The organism is Pseudomonas costantinii (assembly GCF_001870435.1).
Lineage (GTDB): Bacteria > Pseudomonadota > Gammaproteobacteria > Pseudomonadales > Pseudomonadaceae > Aquipseudomonas > Aquipseudomonas costantinii.
The window spans coordinates 275,823-291,086 of the sequence record NZ_MDDR01000035.1 but is presented as its reverse complement, the minus strand read 5'-3'; the positions used below and the strand labels follow the sequence as shown (position 1 = coordinate 291,086).

Here is a 15,264-nt window from a genome sequence, read left to right as displayed (position 1 = left end):
GGGGCCTGTAATAACCACATCCGTGTGGTCGGTCGCATGAACGCCAGAGGTGCATTGGGTGGATATCTAGCTCACCCGCCGCCGCCGCCATTCAGTTCAGACGAATTGTTAAGCGTTACTCTGCTTTCAGGCCGTCGGCCGATACAGCTTTAACGCCTTTGATTTGCTTGGTGATGTTCACCGCTGTAGTTTTCTGCGCTTCGGTCACTGCGACGGTCGACGACAGGGAAACTACGCCTTTGTTGGTTTCGACTTTGATGTCGGTGCCAGGAATGCCTTTCTCGGTTACCAGGTCACTTTTCACCTTGGTAGTGATCCAGGTGTCGGAGGTCGCTTCCTTGGCCTTGGTCACTTCACCGGCGGCGACAACCATTGGAGCCTGGGAAGTTTGGGCGAACGCAACGTTAGCCATGGTCAGGGTCAGCGCGGTGGCAGTTGCAGCAGCGATAGCGAACTTCTTCATACGAGTAACTCCTGTTTTTCGAAGGTCTGCAGCGTTTCAACGTTAATGCCGCAGGGTTACCAGTACTGTTGCAGGCGTTGTGCCAAGTTTTATAAATCAATAATCCCCTTCAAAAACAATAGGTTATGAATTCATTCAACTTTTGAAATCGTGCAACTTGCATGAAGAGGGTGATGCCTGCATGCAACTTGCAGGTTTTGCAGATGGATAAACGGCTGATTTTCCATCACTTTCCGTCCCCCATAAAAAAAGGACCCCGAAGGGTCCTCTTTTTCAGCGTAAAGCCTGCGGGTAATTAAACGCCCGATGCCTTGGCTGCTGCTACGTCCTTGATGGACAGCTTGATACGACCGCGGTTGTCCACGTCCAGTACCAGCACTTCCACTTCCTGGCCTTCTTTCAGAATGTCGGTCACTTTCTCAACGCGAGCGTCGCTCAGCATGGAGATGTGAACCAGACCGTCTTTGCCCGGCAGGATGTTGACGAATGCGCCGAAGTCGACGATGCGCTCAACTTTACCGACATAGATCTTGCCGATCTCAGCCTCAGCGGTGATGCCCAGGACGCGCTGACGTGCAGCTTCAGCAGCTTCCTTGGTTTCGCCGAAGATCTTGATCGAACCGTCGTCTTCGATGTCGATCGAAGCCTTGGTCTCTTCACAGATCGCACGAATGGTCGCGCCGCCTTTACCGATAACATCACGGATTTTGTCGGTGTCGATTTTCATCGCGATCATGGTCGGAGCATTTTCCGACAGTTCGGTGCGGGACTGACCAATGATCTGGTTCATCTGACCGAGGATGTTCAGGCGCGCTTCCAGGGCTTGGCCCAGAGCAATCTCCATGATTTCTTCGGTGATGCCTTTGATCTTGATGTCCATCTGCAGCGCGGTAACACCTTTAGCGGTACCGGCTACTTTGAAGTCCATGTCGCCCAAGTGGTCTTCATCACCCAGGATGTCGGTCAGGATGGCGAACTTCTCGCCTTCTTTAACCAGACCCATGGCGATACCAGCAACCGGCGCTTTCATCGGTACACCGGCATCCATCAGAGCCAGGGAAGCACCGCAGACCGAAGCCATGGAGCTGGAACCGTTGGACTCAGTGATTTCCGACACAACACGGATGGTGTACGGGAATACGTCAGCAGCTGGCAGCATGGCGGCAATCGAACGACGAGCCAGACGGCCGTGGCCGATTTCGCGACGACCAGCACCACCCATGCGACCACACTCGCCTACCGAGAACGGAGGGAAGTTGTAGTGCAGCATGAACGGGTCTTTTTTCTCGCCTTCCAAGGTGTCCAGCAGTTGTGCGTCACGGGCAGTGCCCAGAGTCGCGACTACCAGAGCCTGGGTTTCACCACGGGTGAACAGTGCCGAACCGTGAGTCTTCGGCAGAACGCCGACTTCGATGTTCAGCGGACGTACGGTACGAGTGTCGCGACCGTCGATACGTGGCTTGCCGTTAACGATGTTTTCGCGAACGGTGCGGTATTCGATTTCACCGAATGCTGCTTTGACTTCGCTGGAAGAAGGTTGGCCTTCTTCACCGGACAGCTTGGCAACGACCTGATCCTTCAGCTCACCCAGGCGAGCGTAACGGTCGGCCTTGATGGTGATGGTGTAGGCGTCGGAGATGGCAGCGCCGAACTCGGAGCGGATAGCGCCCAGCAGTTCAGTGGCTTCAGCTTGTGGAGCCCAGGTCCAGGTTGGCTTGGCAGCTTCAGCAGCCAGCTCGGTGACGGCCTTGATGACAGCCTGGAACTCGTCGTGGGCGAACAGTACAGCGCCCAGCATCTGGTCTTCGGTCAGCTCTTTGGCTTCCGATTCAACCATCAACACGGCTTCCGAGGTACCGGCAACGACCATGTCCAGGCTCGAAGCTTTCTGTTGCTCGTAAGTCGGGTTCAACAGGTAGCCGGTGCTTTCGTGGAAAGCAACGCGGGCAGCGCCGATTGGGCCATCGAAAGGAATACCGGAGATGGCCAGGGCAGCCGAGGTACCGATCATCGCAGCGATGTCCGGATCGGTCTTCTTGCTGGTGGAAACGACGGTGCAGACAACCTGCACTTCGTTCATGAAGCCTTCTGGGAACAGCGGACGGATCGGACGGTCGATCAGTCGGGAGGTCAGGGTTTCTTTCTCGGAAGGACGGCCTTCGCGCTTGAAGAAACCGCCAGGGATCTTACCGGCAGCGTAAGTCTTTTCCTGGTAGTGGACGGAAAGAGGGAAGAAGCCTTTGCTTGGGTCAGCGGTCTTGGCGCCAACAACGGTCACCAATACGGTAACGTCATCGTCAACGGTAACCAGCACTGCGCCGGAGGCTTGACGGGCGATACGGCCTGTCTCGAGGGTAACGGTCGACTGACCGAATTGAAATTTTTTGATAACCGGGTTCACGGTGTCCTACCTTCTTTGTGGCTCTTGGGGAACTTGTCTTCTTGCGAAATTCTTGGGCAATGTCGGGAGTCGGCCCGGCCTTCGTCCAGGGTAAAACGTGTATCCAGATAAAACTTGAGGCTGGGAGCCTACCATGGGCCAGCGGGAATCCCACTGACACACGGCAGACAACCAACCTCTAGCGCAATCGCTTATTAGCGACGCAGACCCAGGCGACCGATCAGAGTCTGATAACGACCCAGATCCTTGCCTTTCAGGTAGTCCAGCAGCTTACGGCGCTGGTTTACCATGCGGATCAGACCACGACGGGAGTGGTGATCTTTACCGTTGGCCTTGAAGTGACCTTGCAGCTTGTTGATGTTGTGGGTCAGCAGTGCAACTTGCACTTCTGGCGAACCAGTGTCACCAACAGCTTGCTGATAGTCAGCTACGATTTGTGCTTTTTCTTGAACGTCGAGAGCCATGAGGCAATCCTTTTTTCAGGAAACCACCCAAAGGGCAGTTTCAACAGGCCAGGGACAAATCCCTGTATCTAAAAATGAGTGTTGACCGTGCCTGTTAACAGCCACACTCGTTCGGTCATTCTGACCGAATCAGTCGACGCGGCGCGATGCGCCCGTCTTCGCTCACTTCACCGATACCGATAAAGCGACCGTTATGATCCTGTACTCGCACCATGCCGAATTTCGGGGCATCCGGGGCACGTACCGGCTGGCCGTTGAGCCAGTAGAACGCGCTGTGCTCCGAAAAGTGCAACAACGGCCAATCCAGCAAACCGCTGTCCGATGGCATCAGGAAGCGATCAACTGCTTCATTGCCGCCTTCGGCGTGTACCGCTTCCAACTCTTCCAGCGTAACCGTCTGGGCCAAGCTGAATGGGCCGGCCTGTGTGCGTCGCAGCTCTGCAACGTACGCGCCGCAACCGAGCTGTTCACCGATATCTTCCACTAGGGTACGGATATAGGTGCCTTTGCTGCAGTCCACGGCCAAGCGGGCAGTGTCGCCTTCACAGGCAAGCAATTCCAAGCGCGCAATAGTAACAGAACGCGGTTCACGCTCCACTACTTCGCCCGCACGTGCCAGCTTGTAAAGAGGCTGCCCGTCGCGCTTAAGGGCCGAGTACATCGGAGGTATCTGACTGATTTGCCCACGAAAACCGGGTAAAGCAGCTTCGATTTCAGCACGACCAACGGTCACGTCGCGAACCTGCAAAACATCACCTTCAGCATCTGCCGTGGTGGTGGTCTTGCCCAGTTGCATCAGGGTTTCGTACCCCTTGTCGGAATCGAGCAGGTATTGCGAGAACTTGGTGGCCTCGCCGAAGCACAACGGCAGAACGCCGGTGGCAAGGGGATCGAGGCTGCCGGTGTGCCCTGCCTTTTCGGCATTGAGCAGCCAGCGGACCTTCTGCAGCGCAGCATTGGAGGTAAAGCCAATGGGCTTATCGAGCAGAATGATACCGCTGACGTTGCGACGGATACGTTTGACCTGAGCCACCGCTTACTCCTTGGCGTCTTCAGGTGTAGACGGGTGTTGGCTGTCTTCAGCCACGGCGCGCTCGATCAGTGCCGACAGGTGCGCGCCACGCACGACGCTTTCGTCGTAGTGGAAGTGCAACTGGGGAACACTGCGCAGCTTCATTTCACGGGCCAACTGCATACGCAGGAAGCCAGCAGCCGAGTTGAGCACCTTGATGCTTTGCGCGATTTCTTCGCTGCTGTCCTGACCCATCACGGTGATGAAGATCTTGGCGTGACCCACGTCACGGCTCACTTCAACGGCAGTGATGGTGACCAGGCCTACACGAGGGTCTTTGACTTCGCGACGGATCAGTTGGGCCAGCTCGCGCTGCATCTGATCGCCGATACGCTGGGTACGGCTGTATTCTTTTGCCATGTCTTGTTACCTGTTACTGCCACACGGTGAAACCCGTGGGGTCTGAAAGCGGCAAACGCCCGGCCTGACAAAAGCCAGACCGGGCGTTGCGTTTAGAGTCCGGACACTGCGCGGGGCATTTGCATGCCCACACGCTGCGTGGCTCCTGAAGTGCGCGAGTTAGAGGCTGCGAGCAACCTGAACCTTCTCGTAAACTTCGATCTTGTCGCCAGCTTTGACGTCGTTGTAGCTCTTGACGCCAATACCGCATTCCATGCCGGCACGTACTTCGGAAGCGTCATCCTTGAAGCGGCGCAGAGACTCCAGCTCGCCTTCGAAGATAACGATGTCTTCACGCAGTACACGGATTGGACGGTTACGGTGCACAACACCTTCGATAACCATGCAACCGGCGATCGCGCCAAATTTCGGCGAGCGGAACACGTCACGCACCTCGGCGATACCCAGGATGTTCTCCCGAACGTCGCTGCCAAGCATGCCGGTAAGGGCTTTCTTGACGTCTTCGATGATGTCGTAGATGACGTTGTAGTAACGCATGTCCAGGCCTTCCTGCTCGACGATCTTGCGAGCGCCTGCATCGGCACGCACGTTGAAGCCGAACAGTACAGCGTTGGAAGCCAGTGCCAGGTTAGCGTCGGACTCGGTGATACCACCGACACCGCCACCGACAACGCGCACTTGCACTTCGTCGTTACCCAGGCCGTTCAAGGCGCCGTTCAACGCTTCGAGGGAACCACGAACGTCAGATTTGAGGACGATATTAAGCGTCTTCTTCTCTTCCTGGCCCATGTTCTCGAAGATGTTTTCCAGCTTGCCGGCGTGAGCACGGGCCAGCTTGACTTCACGGAACTTGCCTTGACGGAACAGAGCCACTTCACGGGCTTTCTTCTCGTCAGCAACTACGCTCATCTCGTCGCCAGCGTCCGGAGTACCATCCAGGCCGAGGATCTCGACCGGGATAGCCGGGCCAGCTTCCTTGATTGGCTTGCCGTTCTCGTCGAGCATGGCACGTACACGGCCGTAGTTCGAACCGACCAGGACCATGTCGCCTTGGCGCAGGGTACCGTCTTGAACCAGAACGGTCGCAACCGGGCCACGGCCCTTGTCGAGGCGGGACTCAACCACAACACCACGACCAGGAGCCGATGGAGTAGCGGTCAGTTCCAGCACTTCGGCTTGCAGCAGAACGGCTTCGAGCAGTTCGTCAACGCCGGTACCCATTTTCGCGGAGACCGACACGAATGGCGTCTCGCCACCCCACTCTTCCGAAGTCACGCCGTGAACCGACAGTTCGCTACGGATGCGATCGAGATCTGCACCCGGCTTGTCGATTTTGTTCACGGCAACGACCAGAGGAACACCGGCAGCCTTGGCGTGCTGGACAGCTTCAATGGTCTGCGGCATTACACCGTCGTCCGCTGCAACTACCAGGATCACGATGTCGGTCGCCTTGGCACCACGGGCACGCATTGCGGTAAACGCGGCGTGACCAGGGGTGTCGAGGAACGTCACCATGCCACGCTCGGTTTCAACGTGATAAGCGCCGATGTGCTGGGTGATACCGCCGGCTTCGCCTGCAGCAACCTTGGCACGACGGATATAGTCGAGCAGGGAAGTTTTACCGTGGTCAACGTGGCCCATTACGGTCACAACCGGTGCACGGGAAACGGCCTCACCTTCAAACTTCAGAGACTCAGCCAGGGAATCTTCCAGGGCGGTATCGCTGACGAGGGTCACTTTGTGGCCCAGCTCTTCAGCAACCAGTTGGGCAGTTTCCTGATCCAGTACCTGGTTGATGGTGGCCGGAGTACCCAGCTTGAACATGAACTTGATGATTTCAGCTGCCTTGACCGACATCTGCTGGGCAAGATCGCCAACAGTGATGGTCTCGCCGATCTTCACTTCACGCACGACAGGGCCGGTTGGGCTCTGGAAACCGTGGGCGTTGCGTTTTTTCAGCTTGGCCTTGCCACGACCACCACGACGGAAGCCATCGCTTTCTTCGTCGGTAGTACGTGGAGCAACGCGTGGCGCAGGCGCTTTCTCTTTGACCGAGGCACGATGCGGAGCGTTTTTACGCTCGCCATCGCCACCACCACCGCGACGACTGTTATCGTCAGCACGTGGTTTGTCCGGACGACGAGGTTCGTCGCGCTTGCGAGCGTCAGCTGCAGGAGCAGGTGCGGCGGCAACCGGAGCGGCCTCACGCACAGCTTCTACTGGCGCGCTAGTCGCAGCGACTGCTTCAGTGGCAGCAGGTTGCGCAGCAGCAGGCTGGCGACGCGCTTCTTCTTCGGCGCGACGCTTGGCTTCTTCTTCAGCCTTCTGACGAGCAGCATTTTCTACTGCGCGACGTTCTTCCAGTTCGCGTTTGCGCTCGGCTTCGATTTCTTCCGGGCTGCGCTGTACGAAGACTTTCTTCTTGCGTACTTCAACGCTAATGCTTTTGCTACCAGCAACACGCAGGGTGCTGGTGGTTTTGCGCTGCAATGTAATCTTGCGCGGTTCTTCCACTTTCGCCTTGTGGCTGCTCTTCAAGTGAGTCAGCAAAGACTGCTTCTCACTATCGCTCACACCTTCATCGGCGGCGGTGTGCGGCAGACCTGCCTCACGCATCTGCTGCAACAGGCGCTCTACCGGTGTTTTGACCTCATCGGCCAGTTGTTTCACCGTGACTTGCGTCATGCACTTCTCTCCTCAGGCCGCGCCTAGTTACTCGAACCAATGGGCTCGGGCGGCCATGATCAACTTGCCGGCACGATCATCGTCAATGCCGTCGATGTCGAGCAGATCGTCAATAGACTGCTCGGCCAGGTCTTCGCGGGTAATTACGCCGCGCACCGCCAGTTCCATCGCCAAATCCTTGTCCATACCCTCAAGCGAGAGCAGGTCTTCGGCCGGATGGGCGTCTGCCAGCTTTTCCTCAGTAGCGATGGCTTTAGTCAACAAACGATCCTTGGCCCGAGCGCGAAGCTCGTTGACGGTGTCTTCGTCAAAGCCGTCGATGTTGAGCATTTCTTCCAACGGTACGTAGGCAATCTCTTCCAGGCTGGTGAAGCCTTCATCTACCAGCACCTGCGCCAGGTCTTCGTCGACTTCCAACTCGTCGATAAAGTTGCGCAGGATGTCGCCGGTTTCAGCTTGCTGCTTAGCCTGGATGTCCGATTCGGTCATCACGTTCAGGGTCCAGCCGGTCAGCTGGCTGGCCAGACGCACGTTCTGACCACCACGACCAATGGCCTGAGCCAGATTGTCTGCGCCAACGGCGATGTCCATTGCATGGGCATCTTCGTCAACGATAATTGCCGCCACTTCAGCTGGCGACATGGCGTTGATCACGAACTGCGCCGGGTTATCGTCCCACAGGACGATGTCCACACGCTCACCACCCAATTCGCCCGACACTGCCTGCACGCGCGAACCGCGCATACCAATGCAAGCACCTTGCGGATCGATGCGTTTGTCTTTGGAGCGGACCGCGATCTTGGCGCGCGAGCCCGGGTCGCGGGACGCAGCCATGACTTCGATCAGGCCTTCAGCGATTTCCGGCACTTCGATACGGAACAGTTCGATCAGCATTTCCGGCGCAGTACGCGACAGGATCAACTGAGGGCCGCGGTTCTCGGTGCGGATTTCCTTGAGCAGCGCACGCAGACGCACGCCAACACGGAAGGTTTCACGAGAGATGATGTCTTCACGGGCCAGCAACGCTTCGGCGTTGTTACCCAGGTCGACGATCACATTGTCGCGAGTGACTTTTTTCACGGTGCCGGAAATGATTTCACCCAGGCGCTCGCGATAGGCGTCAACGACTTGAGCGCGCTCGGCTTCGCGAACCTTCTGCACGATGACCTGCTTGGCAGTCTGTGCAGCAATACGGCCGAATTCGATCGACTCGATCTTTTCTTCGACGACATCACCGACCTGGGCGCCAGGATGCGTTTGCGCAACCTTGCTCGGCCAGGTTTCGATGGCCGGATCATCAAGATCGGCTTCTTCGACGACCGTCCAGCGACGGAAAGTCTCATAGGCACCGGTGTGGCGGTTGATTTCCACACGCAGATCAACTTCGTCTTCAAAACGCTTTTTGGTAGCAGTGGCCAGGGCCAGCTCCAGCGCTTCAAAAATCACGTTTGCCGGTACGCCCTTTTCATTGGATACCGACTCAACAACCAGCAGTACTTCTTTGCTCATCGTACGCCTCGCCTTTCGCAAGCCATTGGATCCGCGGGATCCGCGTCTCAGTCAAAACTGGGAATAATGTTGGCCTTGTCGATCATATCGATCGGCAACAGGAATTCATGGTCTTCTACCTGCACCACGACATCCTGCTCTTCTACACCGCGCAGAAGGCCCTGAAAGTTGCGTCGCCCTTCAAAGGGAGATCGCAGCTTGATCTTCACTTGTTCACCGGCAAATTTTGCAAACTGATCAATAGTGAACAGTGGGCGTTCCATGCCTGGCGAGGAAACTTCGAGGGTGTATTCAACGGAGATTGGATCTTCAACATCCAGGACACCACTGATCTGACGGCTGACAATGGCACAGTCGTCCACCAGCACACCGCCCTCTTTATCGATATAAACGCGCAACATTGAGTGGCGACCTTGAGCCGAAAACTCAATACCCCAGCATTCATAGCCTAGGGCCACGACCACCGGGGCCAACAAGGCCTGCAACTCTTCTAGCTTGCTCGACACCTGAACCCCCTCGTGCATGTATGTGCATGCTGTGCAAAATAAAAAATGGGCGAAACGCCCATCCTTGAAACGCCGTCGAACAGCGGCGTTGAAAGTGTCCAGCTAACAAAAAGCCCCTTAAAAGGGGCTCCGCTAAAACTGGTTGCGGGGGCCGGATTTGAACCGACGACCTTCGGGTTATGAGCCCGACGAGCTACCAGACTGCTCCACCCCGCGACAAAGCTGGGGCGGAAGTATACGACCGATCCCTTACAGGGTCAATGTAACCTTCCACCTACAAGAAAGCCCGCAACAGCGGGCTCTCCTGATAATTGGTACCGAGAAGGGGACTCGAACCCCTACACCCTATGGGCACAACCACCTCAAGGTTGCGTGTCTACCAATTCCACCACCTCGGCAATACAGCTATTACAACCCTTCTTACTTCTGCTCTTGAGCTGGAGGTACGTCAGTCGCTGGAGTAGCCGACTTTTGCTCTTGAAGCACCGGGACATCATCAGAAGCCGGTTTTGCTTTTGGTACTTCCAACACCGCTGGGTTTGGCAAACCTACTTGAGTCAGCACATGAGCTTTCTCTTTAGCAAAGTAACCTAACCCTAAGCTGGTTATGAAGAAACCGGCGGCAAGTATAGCAGTAAACTTACTAAGAAAGGTAGAGGAACCTTGGCTTCCGAACACAGTATTTGAAGCACCTGCACCGAAAGACGCACCAGCATCCGCACCTTTACCCTGTTGCAACAAAACCAGGGCAACTACGCCCAGGGCAGCCAACAGATGAAAAACGACTACGACTGTTTCCAGCATTTTTTCAGTTTCCCGCGGCGCGACAGATCGCACCGAACTCATCTGCATTCAGGGAAGCCCCACCAATGAGCCCCCCATCGATATCCGGCATGCCGAACAGTTCGACCGCATTGGCCGCCTTCACGCTGCCGCCGTATAGAAGCCGCACACCTTGTGCAACCTCAGAATTCTCTGCCGCCAACTGCGCGCGGATGGCTGCGTGCACATCCTGCGCCTGTTGCGGTGTAGCAGTCAGCCCAGTGCCAATAGCCCAGACCGGCTCGTAAGCAATTACTGCCTTTGCAAACGCACCAACACCCAGCTCCTCAATGATGCTGCCCAGCTGACGCGAGACAACCTCAAGAGTCTTGCCTGATTCGCGCTGCTCCAGGGTCTCCCCTATGCACAACACCGGAATCAAGCCACAAGCCTGTGCCGCTGCGAACTTGCGATTGAGCGTCCCATCACGCTCGCCCATCATTTGACGGCGCTCGGAGTGCCCGACAAGCACATAGGAACAACCCGCATCAACCAACTGACTCGGCGAAATCTCACCCGTCAACGCACCTTGCATCGGCTCCACCGCAGAGTTCTGCGCGCCGACCTGAATCGACTTACCTTTCAAGCCATCAACCACTTGGTTGATATGCAAGCAAGGCGGAAAAACCGCGACATCAACACCGCTAGGCAATGCCAAGTGACGAAGGCCATTGATCAGCTCAGCGACACTGGCGCGGGTACCGTGCATCTTCCAGTTACCAGCTACCATAGTGCGACGCATGCTGTACCTCGTCGGTCAAAGTGGGCGCAGATGTTACCCAACCACATCATCACTGGCAAGCCGAATTCAGGCGCAAACTTCAGTTACCAGTTTTGCCAGGTCTTCGGCATGGCCGCGAACCTGTGTTTCGTCGTCACCTTCGACCATAACGCGCACCAGAGGCTCTGTGCCGGACTTACGCAGCAACACACGGCCACGCCCCGCCATTGCAAGGGTTACGCGCTCGCAAGCCTCTTTGACAGCAGGATGCTCGATCGGGTTTTCGCCACCGGCGAAGCGCACATTGAGCAGAACCTGTGGGCACTTACGCAAAGCCTGGCGCGCCCGGGCAAGACTCTCACCACGACGACGCAGGGACAGCAACACCTGCAGCGCAGCAATAATTGCATCGCCAGTGGTCGTGTGCTGGAAGCAGACAACATGCCCGGAATTCTCACCACCTACCTGCCAGCCACGCTCCAGCAGCTCGGCAATCACATACCGGTCCCCCACATTTGCACGAACAAAGGGTATCCCAAGATCGGCCAGAGCCAACTCCAGACCCAAATTGCTCATAAGGGTACCAACGACGCCACCTTGCAGCTTGTCACGCTCATGCAGGTCGCGAGCAATGATGAACAACAACTCATCACCATCCACTACGGCACCCGTATGATCCACCATCAGGACACGATCGCCATCACCATCGAAGGCGATACCGAGGTCGGCACGCTCAGCCAAGACAGCAGCTTGCAACTGCCCCATGTGGGTGGAGCCACAGTTTTCGTTGATGTTCAAGCCATTCGGCTGAGCCGACAGCACCGTTACATCCGCACCAAGCTCATTGAATACACTCGGCGCCACTTTGTAAGTTGCGCCGTGAGCGCAATCGACAACGATCTTCAGCCCGGCAAAATTGGTACTCGTCGGCACGCTGCTCTTACAGAATTCGATGTAGCGGCCAGACGCATCGTTTATGCGCGAAACCTTGCCCAACTTGCTGGACTCGACCACCGTCATCGGCGCATCCAGCAACTCTTCGATCATCAACTCAATCTCGTCCGGCAACTTGGTGCCCTGACCCGAGAAGAACTTGATGCCATTATCATCGTGAGGGTTGTGCGAGGCACTGATCACGATACCGGCTTCAGCGTGAAAGGTACGCGTCAGGTAAGCGATTGCCGGCGTCGGCATTGGGCCCAACAACATCACATCAGCGCCGGCAGCAGACAAACCCGCCTCCAGCGCGGATTCAAACATGTACCCCGAAATTCGGGTGTCCTTGCCCACCAGGATGCGGCACGCGCCCATGCTACGGAACGCCATACCTGCCGCCCAACCCAGCTTGAGCATGAAATCAGGGGTAATCGGAAATTCGCCGACCCGACCACGAATACCGTCGGTGCCAAAATATTTTTTAGTCATAAGTGCTCCATCATTCTTATTCGGCAGATTCTACAGCGGCCATCATGCGCACCACATCGACCGTTTCAGCGACGTCGTGCACTCGCAAAATACGCGCGCCCTTAGTCACCGCAAGCGCCGCAAGTGCCAGGCCGCCGTACAACCGCTCACCCACTGGACGATTCAACGCCAGCCCTATCATGCTCTTGCGCGAAACACCGACCAATAGCGGCCGACCAAGGGCGTGCAGGGACTCCATGTGTTTGAACAGGCTTAAATTGTGCTGCAGGGTCTTGGCAAAGCCAAATCCAGGATCAAGGATGATCTTTTCGGCAGGAATCCCCACCGCAGCGCACCGAGCCATCCGCTCAGCGAGAAAACCGCTCACCTCGCCAACAAGGTCATCATAGTGCGGGCTGTCCTGCATGTTGCCGGGCTCTCCCAGCATATGCATCAGGCATACAGGCAAACCAGTTGCCGCGGCAGCATCCAGAGCGCCGTCTCGCTGAAGGGAGCGAACATCGTTGATTAACCCCGCCCCCAGGCGCGCAGTCTCACGCATCACGGCCGGGGTCGATGTATCAACCGAGATGATCACATCCAGCTCGCGAGCAATACGCTCGACTATCGGCGCTACCCGCTCCAGCTCCTCCAAGGGGGAGACAATGCGAGCACCAGGCCGGGTCGACTCGCCACCGACATCAATCAAGGTCGCGCCCGCCGCCACCATCGCCTCTGCATGACGCAATGCGGCATCCTGCTGGCTGAAGCGACCGCCGTCGGAAAAAGAGTCAGGGGTTACGTTAAGAATACCCATAACGTGCGTATGGGCCAAATCGAGAACCCGGTTGCCGCAAGGCAACCAGGTAGAGGACAACACAGAAGTCATTTCAAACCTTAGAGGTCAGCTGCCGGGCCGCCAATCGGGGTTTCAGGGCGTTCGTTCTGAGCTACAGGCGGAGTGCCCGAAGTACCCGAACCACCTTCCCAGTCACGAGGTTCACGCGGTGCGCGCCCCGCCATAATGTCGTCGATCTGCTCGGCGTCAATGGTCTCGTACTTCATCAGCGCATCAGCCATGGCATCCAGCTTGTCGCGATTGTCAGTCAGGATCTGCTTGGCAGTTCCGTAGCACTGATCAATGATACTGCGCACCTCGGAGTCAATCAGCTTGGCTGTCTCACCAGAGAAGCTGGCGCTTTGACCACCACCACCGCGACCCAAGAACACTTCGCCTTCTTCCTCGGCATACATCAAAGGACCGAGTTTTTCCGACAAGCCCCACTTGGTCACCATGTTTCGCGCAATTTGGCTGGCACGCATGATGTCGTTGGAAGCCCCAGTGGTCACACCGTCGAAGCCAAGGGTCATCTCTTCAGCAATTCGGCCACCGTAGAGCGAGCAGATCTGGCTGATCAGTGCGCGCTTGGAGAGACTATAACGATCCTCTTCCGGCAGAAACATGGTTACACCCAACGCCCGACCGCGAGGAATGATTGACACCTTGTAGACCGGATCATGCTCAGGCACAACGCGACCAACAATGGCGTGACCAGCTTCGTGATAAGCCGTGTTCTGTTTCTCTTTTTCAGACATAACCATGGATTTGCGCTCGGCACCCATCATGATCTTGTCTTTCGCCAGCTCGAACTCTTTCATTTCAACGATGCGCTTGCCGGTACGGGCAGCGAACAACGAAGCCTCGTTCACCAGGTTGGCCAGGTCAGCACCAGAAAAACCTGGAGTACCACGGGCAATCACGGCCGGAGCCACGTCGTCGCCCATCGGCACCTTGCGCATATGTACTTTCAGAATCTGTTCGCGACCACGGATGTCCGGCAAGCCAACCACAACCTGACGGTCGAAACGACCTGGACGCAGCAACGCAGGGTCCAGTACGTCCGGACGGTTGGTCGCAGCAATGACGATAATACCGTCATTCATTTCAAAGCCATCCATCTCTACCAGCAATTGGTTGAGGGTCTGCTCACGCTCATCATGACCACCGCCCATACCGGCACCACGATGGCGACCAACGGCATCGATTTCGTCGATGAAGATGATGCATGGCGCGTGTTTCTTGGCCTGCTCGAACATATCGCGAACACGGCTGGCACCGACACCGACGAACATTTCGACGAAGTCAGAGCCGGAAATGGTGAAGAACGGCACCTTGGCCTCACCAGCAATGGCCTTGGCCAGCAAGGTTTTACCGGTACCCGGAGGACCGACCATCAGCACACCGCGAGGAATGCGGCCGCCCAGACGCTGGAACTTGCCCGGATCGCGCAGGAACTCAACCAACTCACCCACTTCTTCCTTGGCTTCGTCGCAACCGGCAACATCAGCCAGGGTGGTCTTTACCTGATCTTCGGAGAGCAGGCGCGCCTTGCTCTTGCCGAAACTCATAGGTCCGCCCTTGCCTCCCGCACCGCCTTGCATCTGGCGCATGAAGAACATGAACACGGCGATGATCACCAGGATCGGAAAGCTGGCCACCAGGAGTTGAGTCCAGATGCTCTGCTGCTCAGGCTGCTTGCCTTCAACAACCACATGGTTATCCACCAGGTCGCCGATCAGACCGTTGTCCTGGATTGCCGGACGAATGGTCTTGAAGCTGTCGCCATCATTGCGTTTGCCGGTAATCACGTAGCCATCAACCGCTACGCGTTCGACCTTGCCATCCTTAACTTGCTGGATGAAGTCGGAATAGTTGAGGGTCTGCGGCTCGTTAGGGCTGGAGAAGTTGTTCATCACTGTCACCAGGACAGCCGCGATGATCAACCACAGGATAAGATTCTTTGCCATATCGTTCAATTAACTACCCTCTGAAGCAAGCTCCGCTACTGGCGCGCGC

The 15,264-nt window shown here is 56.6% G+C and carries 13 protein-coding genes and 2 tRNA genes; all 15 read right to left on the bottom strand.

Going from position 1 to position 15,264, the window contains the following annotated elements; all coding sequences use genetic code 11:
* Positions 1 to 115: 115 nt before the first annotated feature.
* A complete protein-coding gene (locus tag BFL40_RS20045) occupies positions 116 to 463 on the bottom strand; it encodes a BON domain-containing protein (protein ID WP_071485567.1) in 348 nt (115 codons plus the stop codon).
* A gap of 295 nt (positions 464 to 758) precedes the next feature.
* Positions 759 to 2,864, bottom strand: coding sequence for a polyribonucleotide nucleotidyltransferase (gene pnp / locus BFL40_RS20040; protein ID WP_071485566.1), 2,106 nt, complete (start codon positions 2,862 to 2,864; stop codon positions 759 to 761).
* Between the two features lie 194 nt (positions 2,865 to 3,058).
* On the bottom strand, positions 3,059 to 3,328 hold the full coding sequence (gene rpsO, locus BFL40_RS20035; RefSeq protein WP_003177875.1) for a 30S ribosomal protein S15: 270 nt from the start codon (positions 3,326 to 3,328) through the stop codon (positions 3,059 to 3,061).
* Between the two features lie 115 nt (positions 3,329 to 3,443).
* Positions 3,444 to 4,361 (bottom strand): tRNA pseudouridine(55) synthase TruB, encoded by a 918-nt coding sequence (gene truB, locus BFL40_RS20030; RefSeq protein ID WP_071485565.1) that lies wholly within the window; start codon positions 4,359 to 4,361, stop codon positions 3,444 to 3,446.
* A gap of 3 nt (positions 4,362 to 4,364) precedes the next feature.
* Positions 4,365 to 4,760 (bottom strand): 30S ribosome-binding factor RbfA, encoded by a 396-nt coding sequence (gene rbfA, locus BFL40_RS20025; RefSeq protein ID WP_016973761.1) that lies wholly within the window; start codon positions 4,758 to 4,760, stop codon positions 4,365 to 4,367.
* Positions 4,761 to 4,919: 159 nt separating this feature from the next.
* Positions 4,920 to 7,445, bottom strand: a complete 2,526-nt coding sequence (gene infB / locus BFL40_RS20020; protein WP_071485564.1) for a translation initiation factor IF-2 — start codon at positions 7,443 to 7,445, stop codon at positions 4,920 to 4,922.
* 27 nt (positions 7,446 to 7,472) lie between these two features.
* On the bottom strand, positions 7,473 to 8,954 hold the full coding sequence (nusA, locus tag BFL40_RS20015; RefSeq protein ID WP_071485563.1) for a transcription termination factor NusA: 1,482 nt from the start codon (positions 8,952 to 8,954) through the stop codon (positions 7,473 to 7,475).
* 47 nt (positions 8,955 to 9,001) lie between these two features.
* Positions 9,002 to 9,460 (bottom strand): ribosome maturation factor RimP, encoded by a 459-nt coding sequence (rimP, locus tag BFL40_RS20010; RefSeq protein WP_003235029.1) that lies wholly within the window; start codon positions 9,458 to 9,460, stop codon positions 9,002 to 9,004.
* Between the two features lie 139 nt (positions 9,461 to 9,599).
* Positions 9,600 to 9,676: transfer RNA gene (locus BFL40_RS20005), tRNA-Met, on the bottom strand.
* Positions 9,677 to 9,772: 96 nt separating this feature from the next.
* Positions 9,773 to 9,858, bottom strand: a tRNA-Leu gene (locus BFL40_RS20000).
* Between the two features lie 22 nt (positions 9,859 to 9,880).
* Positions 9,881 to 10,264 carry a preprotein translocase subunit SecG gene (gene secG, locus BFL40_RS19995; RefSeq protein ID WP_010206600.1) on the bottom strand — a complete coding sequence of 128 codons (384 nt, stop codon included), beginning with the start codon at positions 10,262 to 10,264 and terminating at the stop codon, positions 9,881 to 9,883.
* Between the two features lie 4 nt (positions 10,265 to 10,268).
* Entirely contained in the window at positions 10,269 to 11,024 is a 756-nt protein-coding gene (gene tpiA, locus BFL40_RS19990; RefSeq protein ID WP_003194193.1) for a triose-phosphate isomerase, read from the bottom strand.
* 66 nt (positions 11,025 to 11,090) lie between these two features.
* Positions 11,091 to 12,428: a phosphoglucosamine mutase gene (gene glmM, locus BFL40_RS19985; protein ID WP_071485562.1), complete on the bottom strand. Its 1,338-nt coding sequence runs from the start codon at positions 12,426 to 12,428 to the stop codon at positions 11,091 to 11,093.
* A gap of 16 nt (positions 12,429 to 12,444) precedes the next feature.
* Entirely contained in the window at positions 12,445 to 13,296 is an 852-nt protein-coding gene (gene folP / locus BFL40_RS19980; protein ID WP_071485561.1) for a dihydropteroate synthase, read from the bottom strand.
* An 8-nt stretch (positions 13,297 to 13,304) separates the two neighbouring features.
* Positions 13,305 to 15,215 carry an ATP-dependent zinc metalloprotease FtsH gene (gene ftsH / locus BFL40_RS19975; RefSeq protein WP_071485560.1) on the bottom strand — a complete coding sequence of 637 codons (1,911 nt, stop codon included), beginning with the start codon at positions 15,213 to 15,215 and terminating at the stop codon, positions 13,305 to 13,307.
* Positions 15,216 to 15,264 lie beyond the last annotated feature (49 nt).